We start from the raw sequence: 24,022 nt of genomic DNA on the forward strand, positions 1-24,022 counted from the left end.
GAGCGAAGCAGAACGGCACCAGTGCTCCCGGTGCGCATCAATCAAGCTTGGTCAGCGCGTCGACAAGATGCTCGACATGGCCGCCGCCCCGATGTTCGCGGGCATCGAAAGCGTTCTGCTTGGCTTCGTATTCGGCATAGGTGGCGTTGATGCGCCGCCTCGCCTCAAGGTGTGTGCCCGTGCAGAACCAGTTGTCCCGGCGCTCCAGGCCGGCAAGCGCGGTCTCGGTGGCCCTCATCATCCGCATCGCGATGCGGCCATGCGTGTGCTCGTGCCTGCGGACGCCAGCCATGAACCCGTCCCAGCGCTTGCGCAGCCCGGGGCTTGCCGGCGATAGCCGTCGCGGGAAGGTGTAGGTCAGGTCGAGCTTGCCGTTGGCCTGCCGCAGACGACAGGTCCCGTCCTGGCGGCTGATATCGAGATCCCAATGCACCGTGTAGCCGGTTTCGGCGATGGCGCGTGTCATGTAGCCGTGCTTCGGTCCCAGCCGGTCCATGGCCTCCACGAGGTCGGCTCCGGTCTTTCCGGCAACATCATAGGTACGGACGTGAACGATGAGCTTCGTGCCCGCCGACGCGGCTGATACGCAGGACAGCACACAGGCCGCGGCGAGCATCGTCAGGCTGGTCAGGCGCATGTCCGCCTCCTTTGTGGGTGGCCAAGCAGACCACACTCGGCGAGGCGCTTCAACGGCCCTGAGCAACGTCCCAGTCTCGCGAAGGCGACAGACAGGCCGGGGCCGTCCACATGTCCGGTATTTTTCCGCCGGATCGAGGCCTGCCAGCGCGGGTCACATGCCTTGGTAGACTGGCCCCTCGCCGCCCTGCGGCGGCACCCAGTTGATGTTTTGGTTCGGGTCCTTGATATCGCAGGTCTTGCAGTGGACGCAGTTCTGCGCGTTGATGACGAAGCGGACGTCTTTCGCCGCCGGATCGGCGGCGGCATTGCCATCCTTGTCGACCCACTCATAGACGCCTGCCGGGCAATAGCGTGTCGAAGGCCCGGCAAAGACATCGTGCTCCGAGCGCTTCTGCAGTTCCATGTCGCCGACCAGCAGGTGGACCGGCTCGTTTTCCTCATGGTTGGTGTTGGACAGGAACACCGAGGACAGGCGGTCGAAGGTCAGCACGCCATCAGGCTTCGGATAGGCGATCTTCTTGTGCTTGGCGGCGGGCTCGAGCGCGGCATAGTCGGCCTTGCCGTGTTTCAGCGTGCCGAAGGGCGAGACGCCGAACAGCGTGTTCAACCACATGTCGAGGCCGCCGAGGCCGATGCCGACGATGGTGCCGAAGCGCGACCACAGCGGCTTGACGTTGCGCACCTTCTTCAAATCCTTGCCGATGTCGGTCGCGCGCCAGGCTTCCTCGTAGGTGGAAAGCTCATCATTGGCACGGCCCGCGCCAATCGCCTCGGCGACATGCTCGGCCGCGAGCATTCCCGACAGCACTGCATTGTGGGAACCCTTGATGCGCGGCACGTTGACGAAGCCCGCGGCACAACCCATCAGCGCGCCGCCGGGGAACGACAGTTTCGGCACCGACTGCCAGCCACCCTCGGTGATGGCACGCGCGCCATAGCCCAGCCGCTTGGCGCCCTCGAAGGTACCCGCGATCGCCGGATGCGTCTTGAAGCGCTGGAACTCCTCGAATGGCGAGAGATAGGGATTCTTGTAATTGAGGTGGAGGACGAAGCCGACCGCCACCTGATTGTCCTCGAGATGGTAGAGGAAGGAACCGCCGCCGGTCTTCATGTCGAGCGGCCAGCCGAAGGAATGCTGCACCAGGCCCGGCCGATGGTTCTCCGGCTTGACCTGCCAGAGTTCCTTCAGGCCGATGCCGTATTTGCCGGGCTCGCGGCCGTCGGAAAGCTTGTATCTGGCGATCAGCTGCTTGGCGAGCGAGCCGCGCGCGCCCTCGCCGATCAGCACGTACTTGCCCATCAGCGCCATGCCGGGCGCGAAGCCCGGGCCATGCGTGCCGTCCTTCTCGACGCCCATGTCGCCAGTGACGACGCCGGTGACGGCGCCCTCCTCGTTGAAGAGCAGTCCGGAAGCGGCAAAGCCCGGATAGATCTCGACACCAAGCGCCTCGGCCTTGGTCGCCAGCCAGCGGCAGACATTGCCGAGCGAGACGATGTAGTTGCCGTGATTGTTCATCAAAGGCGGCATCAGGATGTTGGGAAGACGGAAGGAGCCGGCGGGGCCGAGCACCAGGAAATGGTCCGCCGTGACCGGGGTCTTGAAAGGATGGCCTTCTTCCTCGCGCCAACCGGGCAGCAGCCGATCGATGCCGACAGGATCAACGACGGCACCGGAGAGAATGTGAGCGCCGACCTCGCCGCCCTTTTCCAGCACGACGACGGAAAGCTCGGGATTCACCTGCTTGAGGCGGATGGCCGCGGCAAGGCCGGCCGGACCGGCACCGACGATGACCACGTCGAATTCCATGCTCTCGCGTTCGATATCGCTCATCAACCCCTCCGCACTGGCTTGCCGCTGTTGCGTATCTTGCTGGCTCCTGCGCTGCATAGCGCATCAATTGGCGACAGGAAACCGGCGCATACGTGACAATGCGGATTTGGCCAAAAAGTCGCGCATCCCGCCGCATGATAGCCGTCAGCACCCCGCGAGAACCGCTGTCCCCGCGTTTTTTAATTGTTCGACGGCTTGCTTATCGGCCATACTTCCCGCCATGCGCATTCCTGGGCCAGCAGGCTTTCCTTCGACGCGCTTTGTTTTCACGCCCGGCCGGGCCTGCCGGGCGATTCTTTTGGCCCTTCTGACGTCGGCGCCAGGGCATGCCGCCGCGGACGAGGTGAAAGTCTGGGCGACGGGCGCCTACTCCTTCTCCGACGAGCTCGGCGGCTTCCGCATCACCGGAGCCTCAGGCATCGGAACCAAGGACGATCCGCTGGTCATAACGGAAGAGCTGAATTCAGCGACGCCGGTGACGCTGACCATCCGCACCACCAAGCCGATCCAGACATTCGGCAAGGCGGGCGAGTTCGCCAACGGCATCATGTATATGCGCATCGACGTGCTCAACAACAGCGGCCAGGCCTGGATCGAATTCCAGTTCGAGCTTCAGGAGATACTGGACCAGCCGAGCGTGTTTGGCGACGGGCTTTCGTTCGACCAACGCAACAAGACGCCCGACAATATCTGGTCCAGCAATTTCGCCGATTTCGACCGCGACTTCGAACCCTACGACCGGTTGCTGTTCAAGAACGGCAAGGTCGATCCGCTGAAGACCGCCAGCTTCGAGTTCCTGATGACCGACTACACGCCGCGCTGGACCTTCTATCTGGTGCAGGATCCGCGCATCCCGACGGGATAGGTCGAGCGGCCGGCCTTGCAAATTGCAGCCACGCGGACGAATGTGCGCCCCATGACCGCCGCGTCCCCCAACAGCCCGACCGATATTGCCGACATCCTGGCCTTCTACGCCAGCGCCGGCGTCGATGAGGCGCTGGAAGACGCCCCGGTGAACCGTTTCGCCGAGGCGGCGCCGAGGCCTGTGGAGCGCACGCCGGCGCCGGTGGCATCCCCTCGCGAGGACAGGGCGCCGGAGCGGCTCGCCACATCATCCGGGTTGGATGCAAGCAAGGTGCCGGATGCGCCGGCGCGCACCATGCCCTCCGCCATACCCGACGAGGCGCAGGCCGCTCTCGCCCGGCAAATGGCGGCAAGCGCCTCGACGTTGGAAGAACTACGCCAGCACATGGCCGCCTTCGATGGCTGCAATCTCAAGGCCACCGCCAAGAATCTAGTGTTCGCCGACGGCAACCCGGAGGCCGCGGTCATGCTGGTCGGCGAAGCACCCGGCCGCGACGAGGACATTGAGGGCCTGCCCTTCGTCGGACGTTCGGGCCGCCTGCTCGACCGGATGCTGGCCGCGATCGGGCTCGACCGCACATCGGTCTACATCGCCAACGTCATTCCCTGGCGGCCGCCTGGCAACCGCACGCCGACCCCGCACGAGACCGAGATCTGCCGACCGTTCATCGAGCGCCAGATCGAGCTGGTCAATCCCAAGGTCCTGATCAATCTCGGCGGCCCGTCGGCCAAGACCTTGCTCAACACTTCGGAAGGCATTTTGCGGCTGCGCGGCAACTGGCGCGTCCACACCACGGCCTCGGGCACCGCCATTCCGGCCATGCCGACGCTGCATCCGGCCTATCTGTTGCGGACGCCGGCGCACAAGAAGCTGGCATGGCGGGATTTTCTCGAGGTAAAGGCGAAGCTGCGCTCACTCTCCTAGATCGAAATGACGTTGGACTGAAGCACTCCCACTTTTCGGGATCATGCTCTGGCGATAACCTCGCAGGTAATTGAAATGCCGTCCCTGTCGGCCTAGCCATCCCCCATGACATCAGCCCAAACCTCCGCCGGCAGTCTCATCCGCGAATGGCGCACGCGACGCCGCATGAGCCAACTCGACCTCGCCATGGAGGCCGAGATTTCGCAGCGGCACCTGAGTTTTGTCGAGAGCGGACGCGCCGCGCCCTCGCGCGATATGGTGTTGCACCTGGCCGAGCAGCTTTCGATCCCGCTGCGGCAACGCAATCAATTGCTGCTGGCCGCGGGCTTTGCGCCGAGCTTCGGCGAACGGCCGCTCACCGACACGACGCTGGCGCCGGCGATGGCGGCGGTCGAGACCGTGCTCAAAGGGCATGAACCGTTTCCGGCACTGGCCGTCGACCGGCACTGGAACCTGGTTTCGGCCAATGCCGCGATCGCTCCGTTCCTTGTCGATGTCAGCGACGCTTCACTGCTGGCGCCACCGGTCAATGTGCTTCGCCTTTCCCTGCACCCGGGCGGCATCGCACCGCGCATCGTAAACCTCCAGGAATGGCGCACGCATCTGCTGGAGCGTCTCAAGCACCAGAACGATGCGACCGGCGACCCGGTGCTGGTCGAACTGGAGCGCGAGTTGCGCGGCTACCCTTCCGGCCTCAAAGGCGGTCGGCCGGCACCCGTCGAGCCGAACGCCATCGTGCATCCGCTCAGGCTTGCCCATGACGGTCAGGTGCTGTCGTTCATCAGCACCATCACCGTGTTCGGCACACCGCTCGACGTGACCTTGTCGGAACTGGCGATCGAATCCTTCTTCCCGGCGGATGAGCAGACAAGGGCCGTGCTGGTGCGGCTGGCCAAGGAGCGCGCCGAACGGTCCTGATCAGCCCTGAGGCAACGTCGCCTTGCGCGTTCGCTTGCGTTCCAGGCCCAGTTGCCGTTCGCGCCAGATGATGAAGATGCCGGCCGCGATAACAATCAGGCCGCCGACCAGCGTGCTGAGCGAGGTCACGTCGCCGAAAACGAAGTAGCCGACGACGACGCCGAGGATCATCGAGGTGTATTCGAACGGTGCCACCACCGACGCCTCGGCATGGCGATAGGCCGAGGTCATCAGGATCTGGCCGAGGCCGCCGCAGAAGCCGGCCATGACGAGCAGCGCGGCTTGAACTGGCGTAAGCGATTGCCAGCCGAAAGGCAGCGTCAGCAGCGAGAGCACGCTCGCGGTCGACGAGAACCACAAAACGATGGTCGCCGTCTTCTCCGTCTGCACGAGATTGCGCACAAGCAGCATGGCGACAGCCGAGATGGCCGCGGCCACCAGCGCGGCCATGACGCCCAGGACCTCCTGGTCGTCGAGCGCTTCATCCGAATTGAGCAGGGTCAGTTCCGGCCAGGAGATGATGAGCACGCCAATGAGGCCGATGGCGACAGCGCTCCAGCGATAGACGCGGATCGTCTCGCCGAGGAAGACCGAAGAGAACACCACGACCAGCAGCGGCTGCGCATAGTTCAGGGTGATCGCCTCCGGCAGCGGCAACCGGGTGAGCGCGAAAAAGCCAAGTCCCATGGCACCGACGCCGACGACGCCGCGCGCGACGTGGTTGAAGGGACGTTTGGTGACGAATGCCGTCGCCAGATGCCCTTTCAATGCCAGGAAGGCAATGATCGGGAAGATGGCGAAGAAGGAGCGGAAGAACACGATCTGCCCGGCCGGCACGTCGCCGGCCGCCTTGATACAGGTTTGCATGCCGACAAAAACCGCCACCGAGACGATCTTGAGCGCGATGCCCCTCAGCGTACCGTGGCCGCCCGTCGTTCCTGGTTCCGCCCCCGCCCCTGATGTCACGTTGGCGATGCGCCCCTGATGGCGGCCCAGATTCGCGCCGGCGTCGCCGGCATCTCGATATGCCGGATGCCGTAGGCACGCCACAGCGCATCGGTCACCGCGTTGAGCGCGGCCGGCGTCGAACCGATCGTGCCGGCCTCGCCCGCGCCCTTGATGCCCAGCGCGTTGGTGGTCGACGGCACGTTGCGGGTCTCGAAATGGAAGAACGGAAAATTGTCGGCGCGCGGCATGGCGTAGTCCATGAAGCTCGCCGTCAGCAACTGTCCGTCCTCGCCATAGATGGTTTCCTCGGTCAGCGCCTGGCCGATGCCTTGCACGACGCCGCCATGGACCTGGCCGGCGAGCAGGATCGGATTCACGGTAACACCGAAATCGTCGACGATCGTATAACGCACGATGTCGGTCGTGCCGGTGTCGGGGTCGATCTCGACCTCGCAGATATGGGTGCCGTTCGGATAGGTGCACTCGTCCTGGACGAACTCGCCGAAACCCTTGAGATCATCAGGGTTTTTCGCGGCCTTGGCGATGCTGGAAAAATCGATCGCGCGGTCGGTACCGACGATGCGGGCAACCCCATCGGCCAGTTCGATATCGCCGGCCGAGGCTTCCAGCTCGTCGGCCGCGATGCGCTTGATCTTGTTGGCAAGGTCCTCGCCCGCGCGGGAAGCCGATACACCCCCCAATGGAATGGACCGTGAGCCGCCGGTACCGCCGCCCGACTTCAATTCGTCGGTGTCGCCCTGGCGGACATGGATCTTGTCGATGTCGAGATTGAGCTTTTCCGACAGGAACTGTGCATAGGCGGTGGCATGCCCTTGGCCGTTCGTCTGGGTGCCGATCTTGAGCGTCACCGTGCCGTCGCCGTTGAGTTCGACAAAGGCGGGTTCGGAGCCCGGGAAGGCGCAAGCCTCGATATAGGTCGCCATGCCGATGCCGCGGATCTTGCCGGCGCTCTTCGACTGCTCCAGCCGCTGCGCAAACGTCTTCCAACCGGACCGTTCGATGGCGCGGTCCATATGGCCTTCGAATTCACCATTGTCGTACAGGCGGCCGGTCTGCGTGCGATAAGGGAATTGCTCGGGTCGGATGAAGTTGCGGCGGCGGATTTCGTCGACAGGCAGGCCGAGATCATGGGCGCAGGCATCGACCAGCTTTTCCAGCAAGAACGCCGCTTCGGGCCGGCCGGCGCCGCGATAGGCGTCGACCGGGCAGGTGTTGGTGTAGAGACCGGTCACCGAAACATCGAGCGCCTGGATGTCATAGACGCCGGTCGACATGGTGACGCCGATATAGGGGATGAACGGGCCGTATTGCGAGACATAGGCGCCGATATTGGCGAGCAGCGCGACCTTCATGCCGAGGAAGCGGCCATCCTTGTCCATGGCCATTTCAGCCGTAACGGCGTTGTCGCGGCCTTGCGCGTCGGTGAGGAAATGTTCGGTACGGTCGCAGGCCCATTTCACCGGGCGGCCGAGCCGCTTAGCGGCCTCGAGCACCAACGGATATTCCCGGTAGACGAAGCTCTTCGGCCCGAACCCGCCGCCGACATCGGGCGTGATGACGCGCAGCCGGTCCTTCTTGATCTTGAACAGGCTGGCCAGGATGTACTGCATGGAATGCACGCCCTGCGACCCGGTGGTCAGCACCAGGCGGTTTTCCTCGACATTCCATTCGCCTATCGCCGAGCGCGGCTCCATGTAGTTGCAGACCAGCCGGTTGTTGACGAATTCGATGCGGGTGACATGAGCCGCCTTGGCGAAGGCCGCCTTCGTCTTCGCGCTGTCGCCCATGTGGTAGGTGAAGGCACGGTTGGAACCGAGTTCCGGCCAGACCAGCGGCGTGCCTTCGGCAAGTGCCGTCGCCGTGCCGGAAGCGGCGTCCTGGCCGTCGTAGTCGACATCGATCAGTTCGGCGGCGTCCTGCGCCAGGGCACGGCTGTCGGCGACCACAAAAGCAACGGCATCGCCGACATAGTTGACGCGGTCCCGGCACAGGATCGGAATGTCGCGCGTCGGCGCCTTGGTGCCGTCCGGCTGTGCCTGCATGACACCGGACTTGAGATCGCCAAGATGAGCGAGATCCTTGCCAGTCAGCACCAGATGGACGCCGGGTGCTTGCTTAGCCGCTTCCGTCGAGCCGATTCTGAAGCTTGCCTTGGCGACCGGCGATCGCAGGACATAGCCATGCAAGACGCCGGCCGGCTTGATATCATCGGTATAGCTGCCCTGTCCCTGGATGAATGCCGCATCCTCGCGCCGCAGCACGGAAGCGCCCATGCCGAATTTCGGTGTGACGACGGTCATGGGTGCCTCGTGACGATGTGGAGAATGAACGCCTGAAATAGGCGTCGGTTGAGTTTTGTCGAGGGATCGTTTCGTGTAAAGAGCGCGGACTTCAAATTTCTTGGACAGCGGGAACTGTCCGCTTCCAACGCAATCGACAGGAAAAACAACGGAATGCGCACGGACACCGGCCAGGTCTTCAAGCTCGAAGACTATCGCCCCAACGACTATCTCATTCCGCAGACCAACCTCACCTTCCGCCTTGCGCCCGAGGCCACGATCGTCACCGCAACGCTGACGCTCGAACGTCGTGACGGCGTGTCCGCGGCGGCGCCATTGGTGCTCGACGGCGACGGGCTGATCCTCAAGCGCATCGAGATCAACGGCAAGCTGGCAAGACCGGCGGACCTGCTGGTGACACCTGACCAACTCACCATTCTCAAACCGCCGGCCACGCGCCGCTTCCATCTGCTCATCGAAACCGAACTGGCGCCGGCTGGCAACGAAGCCCTGATGGGTCTCTATCGCTCGAACAACGTCTATTGCACGCAATGCGAGGCCGAGGGCTTCCGCCGCATCACCTACTTCCTGGATCGGCCCGATATCCTGTCCGTCTACACCGTGCGGATCGAGGCTCTGCGCGACGAGGCGGCACTGCTCCTTTCCAACGGCAATCCGGTCGACAAGGGCGATCTCGGCGACGGCTGGCACTATGCCGAATGGCACGACCCCTTCCCCAAGCCGTCCTATCTGTTCGCGCTGGTGGCCGGCAATCTCGGTCAGGTCGCCGACAGTTTTGTCACCACGTCCGGTCGAGAGGTCGAACTCGGCATCTATGTCGAGCCCGGCAAGGAGAAGCTCGCCGGCTACGCGATGGACGCGCTGAAGCGGTCGATGCGATGGGACGAGGAGGCATTTGGTCGCGAATACGACCTCGATGTCTTCAACATCGTCGCCGTGTCCGACTTCAACATGGGCGCGATGGAGAACAAGGGCCTCAACATCTTCAACGACAAATATGTGCTGGCCGATCAGGAGACCGCGACGGACGCCGATTTCGCCAATATCGAGGCGATCATCGCGCATGAATACTTCCACAATTGGACAGGCAACAGAATCACTTGCAGAGACTGGTTCCAGCTTTGCCTGAAGGAAGGGCTGACGGTTTTCCGCGACCACGAATTCTCCGCCGACCAGCGCTCGCGCGCGGTCAAGCGCATCGCCGAAGTGCGCACGCTGCGCGCCCACCAGTTTCCCGAGGACCAGGGTCCGCTGGCGCATCCGGTGCGGCCGCGCCGCTACCGCGAGATCAACAATTTCTACACGGCGACCGTTTACGAAAAGGGGTCCGAAGTGGTGCGCATGATCCGCACCATCCTCGGGACGGAAGCCTTTCGCGCCGGCATGGACCTCTATTTCGAGCGGCATGACGGCGAAGCGGCCACGATCGAGGATTTCATCAAGGTGTTCGAGGATGCGTCGGGCCGCGACCTGTCGCAGTTCGCGCTCTGGTATCATCAGGCGGGCACGCCCAATCTGACGATCAGTACGACGCACAATCCGGCCGCGCGGGAGTTCACGCTCGAGATCGAGCAGTCGGTGCCGCCCACACCCTCCGAAAGCCGCAAGCGGCTGATGCATATACCGCTCGCCTTTGGCCTGATCGGCGCTGGCGGCAAGCCTGTGGCGTATAGCGGAGTCGAGGGCGCCAGCGTCGAGGATGGCGTCATCCATGTCCGCAAGCGCCGCCACATGGTGCGCTTTTCAGGCGTTGCCGAACGTCCGGCCGTGTCGCTCAACCGCGGCTTTTCGGCGCCGGTGACGCTGTCTGTCGAGCAGAAGGCCGACGATCAGTTCTTCCTTGCCCACCATGACAGCGATGCCTTCTCGCGCTGGCAAGCCTTCAATACGCTCCTCACCGATGCGCTGATCGCCGCTTTCCGCGAGATCCTTGGCGGCAAGCAGCCCGACTTCACGCCCCGGCTGACCGAGCTTGCCGGCCGCATCGCCGCCAACGAGGCACTTGAGCCCGCCTACCGGGCGCTGGCGCTGTCGCTGCCTGGCGATGCCGATATCGCCCGCGACATCGGCAAGAACATCGATCCCGACGCCATCCACACGGCTCGACAGGCTCTTGCGCTGGCGATCGCCAGGGCGAACCGGGAACCCTTCGCGCAACTGTATGATCGCCTCGCGGACACGGCCGCGTTCAGCCCGGATGCGACAAGCGCCGGACGCCGCGCCCTGCGCAACGTCCTTTTGGACTATCTCTCGCTGCTGCCGGGCGGCGCGGCACTTGCCGCCGGACATTTCCAGTCCGCCACCAACATGACCGATCGGGCGGCCGCGCTTGCCGTGCTCGCGCATCGTCACCATGGTTCGCCGGAGACAAACAAAGCGCTGGCGGCTTTCGAAAAGACCTATGCGTCCGACCCGCTGGTCATGGACAAATGGTTCCAGATCCAGGCCAGCGTACCGGGGCCGCAGGCTGTCGACACAGTTCGCGCCCTGACTGCTCACGCAGGCTTCTCGATGGCAAACCCTAACCGGGTACGCTCGCTGATCGGCACTTTCTCCAGCGCAAACCAAACCGGCTTCCATCGCCCCGACGGCGAAGGCTACCGGTTCTTCGCGCAAACGGTGCTCGAGGTCGAAAAGCGCAATCCGCAAGTGGCGGCAAGGCTGGCGACGGCACTGAGATCATGGCGTTCGCTCGAACCGGGCCGTCAGGCCAAGGCCAGGGAAGCCCTGCTTTCGATCGCCAATGCCGAAAACCTGTCGGCGGACCTGCGTGATATTGTCGAGCGCACGCTGGCCTAGCTACCCTCGGCCTTCTCCCGAGCGGGAAAGGCCGAGGCGCGGCGCCTCCAAAACCGATTATTTTAGTCGATTTTTAATCTTTTTTCGCCGGACCACTGGACAAGGCGAATCACCTTTGATTCTTTACTGACGATTCGGAAGTGCGGCGTTTGCCGGATCACAAAGCAGCATAGGCAAATTCGGGGAGTGCCATTTATGGCGAAGGCGGACGCGTGGGGCGCGCCCGGTGGGATGGCTTTTGCGCGTCGCGAGACGCGCGGCGACGGCCTTGCCGGGAATACGCGGCTCATCGCCGAACCGGCCTACAAGCGGCTTCTGGCCGCCGAACCGCTGCTGCGCCGGTCGATACCGGCCCTCATCATCATCTTCCTGCTCGTCATCGCGGCGCTTCGCATGCTGTCGCTGATGAACGAGCGCGACGACGTCGAGCGTGATGCCAAGGCGATCCTGACACTGGCGGCGGGTCAGCTGGCCAGTTCGCTTGCCACCACCTCGGACACCCTGCCCGGCGCCATCCAGGACTTGCTGGAGACCACCAGCCGTCAGGGCGCAATGGGCCGCAGCCATGTGCTCGTCATCACCGACACCGCCTTCAAGATCACCGCGGTGACACCGCGCTCGGTCCCCTGGCAAGGGCATTCGCTCGACGGCCTCGTCCAGGGCGGCCAGCCCCTGTTCATGTTCGGCGACCGCGCCGGCGTCATGGAGGTCAATATCGGCGGCCAGGACTGGTATGCCGCGGTCAGCGTCGCCAAGGACCGGAAGGGAGCAGCGGCGGCTCTGGTGCCGCAGGAAGCGGTCTTCGACACATGGCGCAAGACCGTCTCGCTCAACGTCACCCTGTTCGTGCTGACGGCCGGCGTACTGATCATCATCCTCTATGCCTATTTCGGGCAGGCGTCGCGCGCGCAGTCCGCCGACCGCATCTACCTCGAAGCGCACCAGCGCATCGACATGGCGCTGGTGCGCGGCCGCTGCGGCCTGTGGGACTGGGACATGGTGCGCGGCAAGATGTACTGGTCGCGCTCGATGTACGACATGCTGGGCTACGAGCCCTGCGAGACGATGCTGTCCTTCGGAGAGGTCGACGAGATCATCCATCCCGAGGACGGCGACCTGTTCGAACTCGCCAACAGAATTGTCGCCCGCGAGATCGACCACATCGACCAGGTGTTCCGGATGCGGCATGCCGATGGCCAATGGGTGTGGATGCGCGCTCGCGCACAGGTCATGGATCCGGAAGCACCGGAAATCCAGCTGATCGGCATTGCCGTCGACGTCACCGAGCAGCGCCATCTGGCACTGCGGTCCGAGGCGGCCGACCTTCGCCTCAGGACCGCGATCGAGAACATCAACGAATCCTTCGTGCTGTGGGATTCGACGCAGCGGCTGATCATGTGCAACTCCAAGTACCAGCAGGACAACGGGCTCTCGGATCGTGACGTAATGCCAGGCGTGACGCGCGCTTCCCTGGAAGAGCGGATGCTGGCTTTTGCTTCCGAGCGCAGGCTCGCCAACACCAATGGTCCACAAGGCGGCGCCACTTTCGAGCGGCAGTTGTCAGACGGCCGCTGGCTGCAGGTCAACGAACTCAAGACCAGGGATGGCGGCATCGTCTCTGTCGGCTCCGACATCACCCAGATCAAGCTGCATCAGGAGAAGCTGGTCGACAGCGAACGCCGGCTGATGGCGACGATCCATGATCTCAGCCTCGCCCGCCGGGCCGAGGAGGAACGGTCTCGTGAACTGGTCGACCTCAACCGCAAATACATGAAGGAAACCGAGCGCGCCGAAGCGGCGAACCGGGCCAAATCCGAATTCCTGGCCAACATGTCGCATGAATTGCGTACACCGCTGAACGCCATCATCGGCTTCTCCGAATTGATGGAACAGGGGCTGTTCGGCCCGCTGGGGTCGGAGCGCTACGAAGAGTACGCCACCGACATCAACAGCAGCGGCAAATATCTGCTCGGCGTCATCAACGATATTCTCGACATGTCCAAGATCGAAGCCGGCCAGTTCTCGCTGGACCAGGAACAGATCGACCTCGGCCCGTTGATCAGCGAGACGGTGCGCGTCGTCTCGCTGCAGGCCGCGCAAAAGGCGATCACCGTGGAAACACGCATCGCCGACGCGCTGACCTTGTTCGCCGACCGCCGCGCGATCAAGCAGATCGTCATCAACCTCCTGTCCAACGCGGTGAAGTTCACCGGCCAGGGCGGCCACATATCGGTCAGGGCCCGCAACACATCGGGAGCCCTGGTGCTGACCATCGAGGACAATGGCTGCGGCATCCCGAAGGAGGCGCTCGGCAAGCTCGGGCGGCCCTTCGAACAGGTGCAGAACCAGTTTTCCAAGAACCATGCCGGATCAGGTCTTGGCCTCGCCATCTCGCGCTCGCTGGCCGAGCTCCAGGGCGGCGCGCTGAAGATCCGTTCGACCGAAGGTGTCGGCACGATTGTGTCGGTGCGCATTCCGGTGAAGAAGGCGCCGGCGGCGGTGAAAGCCGCGGCTTGAAGCAGCAGGCTCCGAGCGATGCCGCTGAAGCCTGGATCAAGCGATCTTATCGGACGCTGTCGTCGTCATCCGATTGCCGACCAAAGCGCCCGCCCTTAGGCAGCTCGCTCTTCTCGATCTTGCCGTCATTGTTCTTGTCGAGCATGGCGAACACTTTCTTCTCGCGACCGGTGATGTCACCCGTGGTCAGCGTGCCGTCGCCCCTGGTGTCGTAGCGGGCGATGATGCGCCTGGCCATGCGCTCGAAGCGCGCCTTCTCCAGCGCGTCGGCCAGTTGGGCGACGGTCAGCTTGCCGCCATTGGCGGCAACGAGCTTCTTCAGCCGCACGTTCATGGCGTCGGAGAACTGGTCGAAGGTGATGGCGCCGTCTGAGTCGCTCATCGCCTTGTCGAGGCGGGCCATCATGCTGTCGCGCATTTTCGCGCTGGCATTGTTTTCGGCGTAGGCTGTGGTGCCGACGGCGCCGGCAAGTGCCGCGAAGGCAAGGGCAAGCTTGGTTGACTTTCTCATGGTCTTCTCCTGTTGCATCGTCACCCCCGACGCGAGGCGGCGGATCTTCGATCCTGTTGCCGCTCCATCTCTTTGTTCGAGCATCGGATCTTCCCAAACCGGTCTTTTTGGGTCCGATGCTTCGACGGCTACTTCACGGTCGTCCGGCACGAAGCAAAAGGTCAAAGTCCTTCCTGACCTGTTGCGACGTTTCCTTGAGGTGGGCTTCCAGCACGCCGAAATCCGGCAGGTCGGTAACCGCCAGCAGCAGATCCGAAAGCCCTGGAGGAACGTCGTCGCGCTCGAACGGTCCGGTGAGACAAAGCCGGGTCATCTGGGTCAGCGCCAGATAAAGTGCGAAGGCGGCACCAAGCTCCTGCCTGACGCCGGCATCGGCGAAGCCAGGCGCGAGGCGGGACAAGATCTCGGCCGTACCGGTGAAACGCGGCCCGGCCTCGACCTGCCCGGTGATGACAGCCACCTGAGCGATGAACTCGAGATCGATCAGCCCGCCGGGGATGAGCTTGATGTCCCAGAGATCACGCGCCGGCTTCTCCTTCTCGATCATGGAGCGCATATCCGCGGCCTCGGTCTTAACCTTCGCCGCGTCGCGCGGCTGGCCAAGGACGGCGGCAACTTCCGCTTCGACCTCGGCGCACAGGCCGGCGTCGCCGCCAATGGCGCGCGCCCGCGACAGCGCCATGTGTTCCCAGGTCCAGGCCTCCTGGCGCTGATATTTCTTGAAGGCATCGATATGGGTGGCCACCGGCCCCTTGTTGCCGGACGGCCGCAGCCGCAGGTCGAGTTCGTAGAGCACCCCTTCCGCCGTCGGCGCCGATACCGCCGAGATCAGCCGCTGCGTCATTCGGGTGTAGTAGTGGGAAGGCGCCAGCGGCTTGTCGCCGTCGGAATCCTCGGCGTTCGCGTCATGGTCGTAGAGCAGGATGAGATCGACATCCGACCCCGCGGTCAATTCGCGGCTGCCGAGCTTGCCCATGCCGAGCAGCGAAACCACACCGCCCGCGATCGTGCCGTGGCGCGCCGAGAATTCGGCGGTCACCGCCTGCAGGGCAGCCTCGATGGTGAGATCGGCGAGATCGGAAAAGGCGCGGCCGGCCCGGGCCGGATCGATTGAACCGGCGAGCAGCCGCACCCCGATCAGGAACTTTTGTTCCGAGGCAAAGATGCGCAACCGGTCGAGCACCTCCTCATAGACCCTGTCACCTTCGAGGAAGGCGGAAAGACGTGCCGAGAGATAGGCGCGGTCAGGCAGTTCGCTGAGAAGAGCGGGGTCGAGCAGGCCGTCGAACACATGCGGCCGGCGCGTGATGATCGCCGCAAGCCGGGGCGCCGCACCCATGATCGTCGCCATCAGCTTGAGCAGTGCCGGGTTGGACTGCAGCAGCGAGAACAGCTGGATGCCCGCAGGCAGGCCGGCAAGGAATTCGTCGAAACGGATCAAGGCTTCGTCCGCCCGGCGCGTCTGGCCGAAGGCCTTGAGCAAGGCCGGCGTCAATTCCGTCAGCCGCTCGCGCGCCTCCGCCGACTGGGTGACGCGGTAGCGCCCGAAGTGCCAACCGCGGATGACACGGCAGATGTCGCTCGGCCGCTGGAAGCCGAGACCGTGCAAGGTCTGCAGTGTGTCGGGGTCGTCGACATCGCCGGTGAAAACCAAATTGCCGATACCCGCCGAAAGCTCGGGTGCCGTTTCGAACAGCGCCGCATAGTGGCGTTCGACCTGCTGGAGCGAGGCGCGGAACGCCAGGGAAAAGGCAGCCGCATCGGCAAAGCCCAGCATATGGGCGATCCGCTCAAGTCCCTCATCGTCTTCCGGCAGTGTATGCGTCTGCTCGTCGGCCACCATCTGGATGGCGTGTTCGACACGGCGCAAGAACCAGTATTGGCTGGCGAGCGCATCACGCGCATCGGCGGTGATCCAGCCGCGTGCGGCAAGCTGGCCGAGCATCGGCACGGTTTCGCGGCCGCGCAGTTCCGGAAAGCGGCCGCCGGCGATGAGTTGCTGGGTCTGGACGAAGAACTCGATTTCGCGGATGCCACCACGGCCGAGCTTGACGTTGTGTCCCTTCACCGCGATCTCGCCGTGCCCTTTGTGAGCATGGATCTGGCGCTTGATCGAGTGGACATCGGCAATCGCCGCGTAGTCCATGTATTTGCGCCAGATGTAGGGCTGCAGTTCCTTGAGAAAGGCGGCGCCCGCGGCCAGATCGCCGGCCACCGGACGCGCCTTGATCATCGCCGCGCGTTCCCAGTTCTGGCCACGCGCTTCGTAGTAGCGCAGCGCGGCTTCGACCGGGATCGCCAGTGGGGTCGAACCGGGATCGGGGCGCAGCCTCAGATCGGTTCGGAAGACATAGCCGTGTTCGGTGCGGTCCTGCAGGATGCGCACCAGCCGTCGCGTCAGCCGCGAAAACAGCTCGGTGGCGTCGAGAGGATCGACGAGGGCGGGCGCTTCCGGATCGAAGAAAACGACAAGATCGATGTCGGAGGAGAAATTCAGCTCATGCGCGCCGAGCTTGCCCATGCCGAGCAGGATCCAACCCGATTGCCGCGAGGGGTTGTCCAGATCAGGCAGTCTGAGCTTGCCCTGGCCGTGCGCGTCGCGCAGCAGGAAATCGACGGCCGCACGGGTGCATGCGTCGGCAAGATCACTCAGCCGCCGCACCGTCAGCGACGTTTCCGCCTCCCCGGCGAGATCGGCCAGCGCGATCAGGAAATGCGCCTCGGCCTTGCACTGGCGCAGTTCCATCATCAGGCTGGATTCGGAAACTGTCTCGGCCAGTGGCGCCTGGTCGATCGCGTCGGTGATCGCTTTCAGGCGGGCCTCGACCGGCTGGTCGAAAAGAGCATCCAGGATCTGCGGCCGGCGACGCGCCGTATCGCGCAAAAACGGCGAGAGGTCGAAGGCAGCAGCCAGGAAATCCTGGCCCTCCCCCTCGGCGGTCAGGAATTTGGCCAGCCTTGTCAGCCCTTCTTCGCGTGCCGCCGCGACAATGTCGGCCAATTCCTGTCGCGCCTGGCCATCATCGAGAGGGGCAAGCCTAACCGCCGGCTTCAGCAGCCAGCCCGTGACCGTCCGTTTCGCGACCGCAGCCATCAGTGATCCTCCCGTGCGGGGAAACTCATGACCACGGATAGTCCTGGATTGCCAGGCAGGAGATCAAGCCGCCCGTAATGGAAAGTCATGACCGCCTTGGCAAGGCTGAGGCCAAGTCCGGAACCGGGCTGCGAACGGCTCTTCTCCAGCCGCACGAAACGTTCGGTCGCCCGGGCGCGATCGGCATCGTCCGGAATGCCCTGGCCGTTATCTGCGACACAAAGCCTGATCTCGCCATGCGTCCGCTCGAGCGTCACACGAACCGCCGGCCTGGAGGTGGAATCCGACGAATATTTGATGGCGTTATCGACGATGTTGGACAATGCCTGGCCGATCAACTCGCGGTTGCCGTCGACGAGAAAAGCGCCGTTCGTCTCGGCTTCGAGCGAAACGCCAGCTTCTTCCGCCACCGGCTCATAGAGTTCGACGACATCACGAACCGCCGCCGCCAGATCGACACGGGTGGTGTGTTCGGACGAATATCCTGCCTCCAGACGGGAGATCATCAGGATGGCGTTGAAGGTCTTTATCAGTTGGTCGGACTCGGCGATGGTGCCTTCCAGCGCCTGGCGATAATCGGCGGGCTTGTGCTTGCCGGAAAGCGTCGCTTCGGCCCGGTTGCGCAGCCGGGTCAGCGGCGTCTTCAGGTCATGCGCGATGTTGTCGGAAACCTGCTTCAGGCCTTCGTTGAGCGTCGCGATCCTGGCCAGCATGGAGTTGAGGTTTTCCGAAAGCCGGTCGAACTCATCACCGGCGCCGGTCACCGGCAGCCGGCCCGACAGGTCACCGCCCATGATGCGGCGGCTGGCCTCCGAAACGCTGTCGATTCGCTTGAGCGCGGCTCGGCCGACAAAGAACCAGATCAGGAGGCCGCCCAGGCCCATCATGCCAAGCGCAAGCGTCAGCGCACGGCGGATGACGGCGCGGAAACGTTCCGGTTCGCCAAGGTCGCGGCCGACCAGCATGATCATCTGGTTGGGCAGCCGCAGCACCAGTGCAATGGCGTTGTGGCCCTGCGCGCCTTCGGTCTGCTGCGCCGCGTTGTCACCAGTTGCGGGAGGGGTCGCCTGGTCGGTCGTTCCGCTGCGCAGGCGGTCAAGCTCGCCTTCTCCAAAGCGTTTGTAGGAGAACGGCTCGGTCGTCCAGCCCTCGGTGTCGATCACCCCCGGTTCGAGGCTCTGCACGTTGCCGGTCAGGATCTGGCCATTGGCGTCGGCGATCAGATAGAGATTGGCGCCTGGCTGGCGCGATCGGGCCTCCACCACCCTGACCAGAACCGGCAGGCCACCGCGCTGATAGGCCCGGGCAAGACCGAGCACTTCGTCGTTGATGGTCTCCTGTGTCTGCGACGTCAGCATGCGCGCCGACAGCGAGGTCATGTAGAAGACAAGCAGCACGGCGCAGAGCGCGAAGAGCAGAAGGTAGAGCGCCGAGAGCCGCGCTGCCGTCGTCCTCATGATGGCGGGCACGGAAAGCGCCATGCTGCCGCCTAGCCGCCCTTCAGCATGTAGCCGGCGCCGCGAACCGTATGCAGGATCGGCTTGTCGAAGCCTTTTTCAATCTTGCCGCGCAGCCGCGAGACATGGACGTCGATGACATTGGTCTGCGGGTCGAAATGATAGTCCCAGACATTCTCGAGCAGCATGGTGCGCGTCACCACCTGGCCGGCATGGCGCATCAGATATTCCAGCAAGCGGAATTCGCGCGGCTGCAGCGTGATCTCGCGCGCCGCACGGCGTACCGAATGCGACAGCCTGTCGAGTTCGAGGTCGCCAACCCGGTAGACGGTTTCGGCCTCCTTGGCGCTGGCGCGCCGGTTCAACACCTCGACGCGGGCCAAAAGCTCGGAGAATGCATAGGGCTTGGTCAGATAATCGTCGCCACCGGCGCGCAGCCCGGTGACCCGGTCATCGACCTCGCCCAGCGCCGACAGGATCAGCACCGGCGTGGTGTTGCCCCGGGAGCGAAGACCGGCAATGACCGACAGGCCGTCGCGACGCGGCATCATCCGATCGATGACCATCACGTCATAGTCACCGGCATCGGCAAGCGCGAAACCGGTTTCGCCGTCGCCGGCGACATGGGCGGTATGACCGGCCTCGGCGAAGGCTTTCTGCAGATAATCCGCGGCCTCGCGATCATCTTCTATGACGAGAATCTTCATAGGGCCGTTATACGCGATTTCGCTGGAAGGTTGAGTAGCCGGCATCTGCATTTTAGCCTTTGCCAAAGCGCATCGCGATCAAGATGATCGAGAGCACGCGCGATCTTGTTCTCTGGTGGTCTTCATCCCGGACATGCCTGCTTTCGGGCATGATCCTGAAATCACCACATCCTCTCGTCCCAGGTCCGGGCGAGTGTTTTTGGGCGGCGTCCAGAATGTGCGGCAGCGGGCGATGGGAGGCCCGCTGCCGCTGGAGGAGAGCACGATGACTGACTAACGTACCCGGCTCCATGCTTTCCCATGCGGCGGCTCGGGGGTGTTGAAACCGCCGCATCGGAAAAGTCGTTGTCAGCCCTTGGCGACAGGCAGCGCGACGAACCGATTGGTGTTGTCGCGGGTGATCTGCATCAGCACCGCCTTGCGGCCGGACTTCACCGCGTCGGTCATCGCCTTGGTGACGTCCTCGGTGCCGTTCACCTCGTTCGAATTAACGGCGGTGATGATATCGCCCGGCTGGATGCCGCGGTCGGCTGCATCGCTGTCGGGATCGACATCGGTGACCACAAGGCCCTTGCCGTTTTCGGACTTGGTGACGGTGAGGCCGAGATCGGCCAGCGAATCGGGCTTTGCCGGAGCGGCGGGCTGCTGTTGCTGGTCGTTCGAAGCCTGCTTGTCGCTGGCCGGCAGCTTGCCGAGATCGACCTTGACCGTCTGGCTCTTGCCGTCGCGCCAGACGGTGACATCAACCGACTTGCCCGGCGAATACGCACCGATCAGACGGGCGAGTTCCTTCGGCGACGCGACGTCCTTGCCATCGACCTGGGTGATGACGTCACCAGCGGTGATACCTGCCTTCTTGCCGGGGCCGTTGTCCTGGGCGCTGGATACCAACGCGCCATTGTTGGACTTCAGGCCAAGCGACTCGGCGATATCAGACGTGACCGGCTGGATTTCGACGCCGAGCCAGCCGCGCTGCACCGCCCCGCTCTTCATCAGATCGCCGACAACCTGCTTGGCGGTCGAGGCGGGAATATCGAAAGCGATGCCGACGCTGCCGCCCGAGGGCGAGAAGATGGCGGTGTTGATGCCAACCACCTGGCCGTTGAGATTGAAGGTCGGGCCGCCCGAATTACCGCGATTGACCGAGGCGTCGATCTGCAGGAAATCGTCATAGGGGCCGGCGCCGATGTCACGGCCACGCGCCGACACAATGCCGGCGGTGACGGTGCCGCCGAGACCGAACGGATTGCCGACGGCCACCACCCAGTCGCCGACGCGAACCTTGGAATCGTCGGCGAAATCGACATAGGTGAACTTGCCGCCGCCATCGACCTTGAGTACGGCGAGATCGGTGCGCGGATCGGTCCCGACCAGCTTGGCGTCGAGTTCCTTGCCGTCATTGGTCACCACGGTGAAGGCGGTGCCTTCTTCGACCACATGGTTGTTGGTGACGAGATAGCCGTCCTCGGAAATGAAGAAGCCGGAGCCCTGGGCCACCGGGCGTGGCTGGTCATTGTTGCGGTCGCGATGACCGAAGCGACGGTGGCCGTCCTCATTCTGGCCGCCCTGGTCGCCGAAGCCACGGAATTCCTTGAAGAAACGGCGCAACTGCGGATTGTTGGGAAGATTGTCGAAGCCATCCTGGTCGTCGGAACCATCATCTGCGGTCGGCTGGATCTTGGCCTTGACCTTGACGCTGACCACGGCCGGCGAAACGCGCTCCACGACATCGGCGAAGCTCGGAACCTGCGGAGCCTCGACGCGGACTGCGTCAGCCAGAACGGGGCTGGTTCCACTGGTCAACGCGCCAACACCGATCGCGCCGGCAATGGCGATGGACGCGGCAGCAGCCAGGAGACGCTTGCGGGTGCGGGAATATGAATTGGGGGCAATATTCATGGGGTCTCGTATCCTCTTTCAAACGGACGCGCCTTGATCGGCATCCTCGAAGAGAGAATTAGAGCGGCCCACATTACAGCGCCATTTCCGACGCATGAAACTTTGGTAATGTTGGCGGGCGCCAGCAGCCGTCAGTCGCGGCGGAGGATGGCGTCCAATGCCGCCTGTTCATCCGAAGACAGGGACTTGGTCACCAGGACTCTGCGCGACCGTGCGCTGAGTACAATGAAGACGCCCCCGATCAGCAGCAACAGCACAGGCGTGCCCCAAAGCAACGCGTTGCGCAGATCGAAACGCGGCTTCAGCAGCACGAACTCGCCGTAGCGGGACACCACATAGTCCATCACCTGCTGGTCGGTATCGCCGGCGACGAGACGCTGGCGCACCAGGATACGCAGGTCCCGGGCAAGATCGGCATCGGATTCATCGATCGACTGGTTCTGGCAGACCATGCAGCGCAGGCCTTCCGAGAGTGTCCGGGCCCTCGCCTCAAGCACCGGATCGGCCAACATCTCGTCGGGCTTCACCGCCAGCGCCGAGCCGGCGAAGCCGAGCGCCAGCATCAGGACAAGCAATCCGACAGAGAACCTTGCCTTCATGGCAGGCTCGCGGTCGCTGCGGCATCGGCCTGCTTGCGCCGCCGCGACGGCGCGCCGACACGCAAGCGCCTGTCCATCAGCGACATGGCAGCACCCGCCATCATCACCAGGCCGCCGCCCCAGATCAGCGTCACCAGCGGTTTCCACCACAGGCGCACCACCACCGACCCGTCCTTGCCCTCATCGCCGAGCGAAATGTAGAGCTGGGAAAAACCAAGGGTCTTGATACCGGACTCCGTCGTCGTCGTCTGCCGCACCGGATAGAAGCGCTTGGCGGAACTGATCTCGCCGACACGACTGCCGCTGACGCCGATCAGCTCGAAGCGGCCACGATCCTCGCTGTAGTTCGGGCCCTGGGCCGGATAAAGTCCGACGAAACGCAGCGTATGGCCTGACAATTCCACCGTCTCGCCGGCCCGCATGGTAAGGATCTTCTCGGTGCCGAAGGACAGCGTGGCGACAATGCCGAGCAACGTCAGGCCAAGGCCGAGATGGGCCAATGCCGTGCCGAAGACCGAGCGCGGCAGGCCGACGAAGCGCCTGAACATGACGGCCGCTGCAACCGATCCGACACCGGACTTGACGGCAAGGTCGGTAAGGGCTCCGGCGACGAGCCAGACGGCAAGGCCGATGCCGAGGGCGGCGAACACCGAAGCGCCGTCGATAAACAGGCCAGTGACCAGCATCGCAGCCAGCGCCAGCGCGAAGGCAGCCATCAGGCGCTGCGCCGCGGCGAAGACATCGCCACGCTTCCAGGCGAGCAGCGGCCCGAACGGCACAAGGGCCAGAAGCGGCAGCATCAGTGGGCCGAAGGTCAGGTCGAAGAACGGCGCGCCGACCGAGATCTTGCCGCCGGTAAGCGCTTCCAGCGCCAGCGGATAGAGCGTGCCGACGAGCACGGTGGCGGTCGCCGTGGTCAGGAACAGATTGTTGAGGACGAGCGCGCCTTCACGCGAGATTGGATGGAACAGTCCGCCGGCCGTCAACCTTGAGGCGCGCAGCGCGAACAATGCCAGCGAGCCGCCGATGAACAGCGTCAGGATGCACAGGATGAAGACGCCGCGCGTCGGGTCGGTGGCGAAGGCATGCACCGAGGTGAGCACGCCCGAACGCACCAGGAAGGTGCCGAGCAGAGACAGCGAAAAGGTGAGGATGGCGAGCAGCAGCGTCCAGATCTTCAGCGCCGAGCGCTTTTCCATGACGATGGCCGAATGCAGCAGCGCGGTGCCCGCCAGCCACGGCATGAAGGAGGCGTTCTCAACCGGGTCCCAGAACCAGAAACCACCCCAGCCGAGCTCGTAATAGGCCCAATAGGACCCCATCGCGATGCCGCCGGTCAGGAACATCCAGGCGACCAGCGTCCATGGGCGCACCCAGCGCGCCCAGGAAGCATCGATGCGGCCCTCGATAAGGGCGGCGACCGAGAAGGAGAAGCAGATCGAGAAGCCGACATAGCCGAGATAGAGCAGCGGCGGATGAATGGCGAGGCCGAGATCCTGCAGGATCGGGTTGAGATCGCGGCCTTCGATCGGCGCCGGGTTGAGCCGGATGAAAGGATTGGACGTCGCAAGGATGAACAGGAAGAAGGCAGCGCCAATGGCGCCCTGCACGGCCAGCACATTGGCGCGCAGCGTTGCCGGCAGGTTGGAGCCGAAAGCCGCGACAAGGGCACCGAAGAAGGTCAGGATCAGCACCCAGAGCAGCATCGAGCCTTCGTGATTGCCCCAGGTTCCGGTGATCTTGTAGATCAGCGGCTGCAGCGAATGCGAGTTTTCCCAGACGCTCGCCACCGAAAAATCGGAGTTCGCGTAGGCGCCCGCCAGCGCGACGAAGGACAGCGCCGTCAGCGCAAAACCCGTTATCGTGACAGGACCGCCGACAGCCATCAGGCGCTGGTTGTTGAGCCGCGCGCCGAACAGGGGCACGATCGTCTGCACCAGCGAAAGCGCGAACGCCAGGACCAGTGCGAAATGTCCGGTTTCAACCATGATTG

The 24,022-nt window shown here is 63.8% G+C and carries 16 protein-coding genes; 5 read left to right on the forward strand and 11 right to left on the reverse strand.

Annotated elements, in window-relative coordinates; translation table 11 throughout:
• Window positions 1-37: 37 nt before the first annotated feature.
• Window positions 38-637, reverse strand: a complete 600-nt coding sequence (locus tag EB230_RS25015) for a DUF922 domain-containing protein (RefSeq protein WP_056563520.1) — start codon at window positions 635-637, stop codon at window positions 38-40.
• Window positions 638-790: 153 nt separating this feature from the next.
• The gene (locus EB230_RS25020; RefSeq protein ID WP_172374130.1) at window positions 791-2,470 is read right to left on the reverse strand and encodes an electron transfer flavoprotein-ubiquinone oxidoreductase; all 1,680 of its coding nucleotides are present in this window, start codon (window positions 2,468-2,470) and stop codon (window positions 791-793) included.
• Between the two features lie 220 nt (window positions 2,471-2,690).
• Here EB230_RS25020 and EB230_RS25025 point away from each other — a divergent pair, with 220 nt between their 5' ends.
• The 3 genes from EB230_RS25025 (at window position 2,691) to EB230_RS25035 (ending at window position 5,177) form a co-directional block, all read left to right on the forward strand.
• Window positions 2,691-3,335: a hypothetical protein gene (locus EB230_RS25025; protein ID WP_081294686.1), complete on the forward strand. Its 645-nt coding sequence runs from the start codon at window positions 2,691-2,693 to the stop codon at window positions 3,333-3,335.
• A 51-nt stretch (window positions 3,336-3,386) separates the two neighbouring features.
• Window positions 3,387-4,259, forward strand: a complete 873-nt coding sequence (locus EB230_RS25030) for a uracil-DNA glycosylase (protein ID WP_056563524.1) — start codon at window positions 3,387-3,389, stop codon at window positions 4,257-4,259.
• 105 nt (window positions 4,260-4,364) lie between these two features.
• Window positions 4,365-5,177: a helix-turn-helix transcriptional regulator gene (locus EB230_RS25035; RefSeq protein WP_172374131.1), complete on the forward strand. Its 813-nt coding sequence runs from the start codon at window positions 4,365-4,367 to the stop codon at window positions 5,175-5,177.
• On the opposite strand, the gene EB230_RS25040 is transcribed toward EB230_RS25035, so the two are convergent.
• Both EB230_RS25040 and EB230_RS25045 read right to left on the reverse strand, forming a co-directional pair.
• Complete coding sequence (locus tag EB230_RS25040) at window positions 5,178-6,143, reverse strand: DMT family transporter (protein WP_172374132.1); 966 nt, start codon at window positions 6,141-6,143, stop codon at window positions 5,178-5,180.
• Window positions 6,140-8,446: a xanthine dehydrogenase family protein molybdopterin-binding subunit gene (locus EB230_RS25045; protein WP_172374133.1), complete on the reverse strand. Its 2,307-nt coding sequence runs from the start codon at window positions 8,444-8,446 to the stop codon at window positions 6,140-6,142. Before EB230_RS25045 ends, EB230_RS25040 begins: the two co-directional genes overlap by 4 nt.
• 153 nt (window positions 8,447-8,599) lie before the next feature.
• Here EB230_RS25045 and pepN point away from each other — a divergent pair, with 153 nt between their 5' ends.
• Complete coding sequence (gene pepN / locus EB230_RS25050) at window positions 8,600-11,245, forward strand: aminopeptidase N (protein WP_172374134.1); 2,646 nt, start codon at window positions 8,600-8,602, stop codon at window positions 11,243-11,245.
• A 195-nt stretch (window positions 11,246-11,440) separates the two neighbouring features.
• Window positions 11,441-13,762 (forward strand): PAS domain-containing sensor histidine kinase, encoded by a 2,322-nt coding sequence (locus EB230_RS25055; RefSeq protein ID WP_056563539.1) that lies wholly within the window; start codon window positions 11,441-11,443, stop codon window positions 13,760-13,762.
• A 46-nt stretch (window positions 13,763-13,808) separates the two neighbouring features.
• Here the strand turns inward: EB230_RS25055 and EB230_RS25060 are convergent, their stop codons facing one another.
• From EB230_RS25060 to EB230_RS25090, 7 genes are all read right to left on the reverse strand, one after another.
• A complete protein-coding gene (locus EB230_RS25060; RefSeq protein WP_172374135.1) occupies window positions 13,809-14,273 on the reverse strand; it encodes a hypothetical protein in 465 nt (154 codons plus the stop codon).
• Between the two features lie 133 nt (window positions 14,274-14,406).
• Entirely contained in the window at window positions 14,407-17,367 is a 2,961-nt protein-coding gene (locus EB230_RS25065) for a bifunctional [glutamine synthetase] adenylyltransferase/[glutamine synthetase]-adenylyl-L-tyrosine phosphorylase (protein WP_056563541.1), read from the reverse strand.
• Window positions 17,367-18,848, reverse strand: a complete 1,482-nt coding sequence (locus EB230_RS25070; protein WP_056563544.1) for an ATP-binding protein — start codon at window positions 18,846-18,848, stop codon at window positions 17,367-17,369. Before EB230_RS25070 ends, EB230_RS25065 begins: the two co-directional genes overlap by 1 nt.
• A gap of 8 nt (window positions 18,849-18,856) precedes the next feature.
• Entirely contained in the window at window positions 18,857-19,531 is a 675-nt protein-coding gene (locus EB230_RS25075) for a response regulator transcription factor (RefSeq protein WP_027041628.1), read from the reverse strand.
• Between the two features lie 348 nt (window positions 19,532-19,879).
• A complete protein-coding gene (locus EB230_RS25080) occupies window positions 19,880-21,430 on the reverse strand; it encodes a Do family serine endopeptidase (protein WP_056563547.1) in 1,551 nt (516 codons plus the stop codon).
• A 131-nt stretch (window positions 21,431-21,561) separates the two neighbouring features.
• The gene (locus EB230_RS25085; protein WP_056563551.1) at window positions 21,562-22,029 is read right to left on the reverse strand and encodes a cytochrome c-type biogenesis protein CcmH; all 468 of its coding nucleotides are present in this window, start codon (window positions 22,027-22,029) and stop codon (window positions 21,562-21,564) included.
• Window positions 22,026-24,017 (reverse strand): heme lyase CcmF/NrfE family subunit, encoded by a 1,992-nt coding sequence (locus EB230_RS25090; RefSeq protein WP_056563554.1) that lies wholly within the window; start codon window positions 24,015-24,017, stop codon window positions 22,026-22,028. The genes EB230_RS25085 and EB230_RS25090 overlap by 4 nt, the downstream gene beginning before the upstream one ends.
• Window positions 24,018-24,022 lie beyond the last annotated feature (5 nt).

This window comes from Mesorhizobium sp. NZP2234, assembly GCF_013170765.1.
Lineage (GTDB): Bacteria > Pseudomonadota > Alphaproteobacteria > Rhizobiales > Rhizobiaceae > Mesorhizobium > Mesorhizobium loti_D.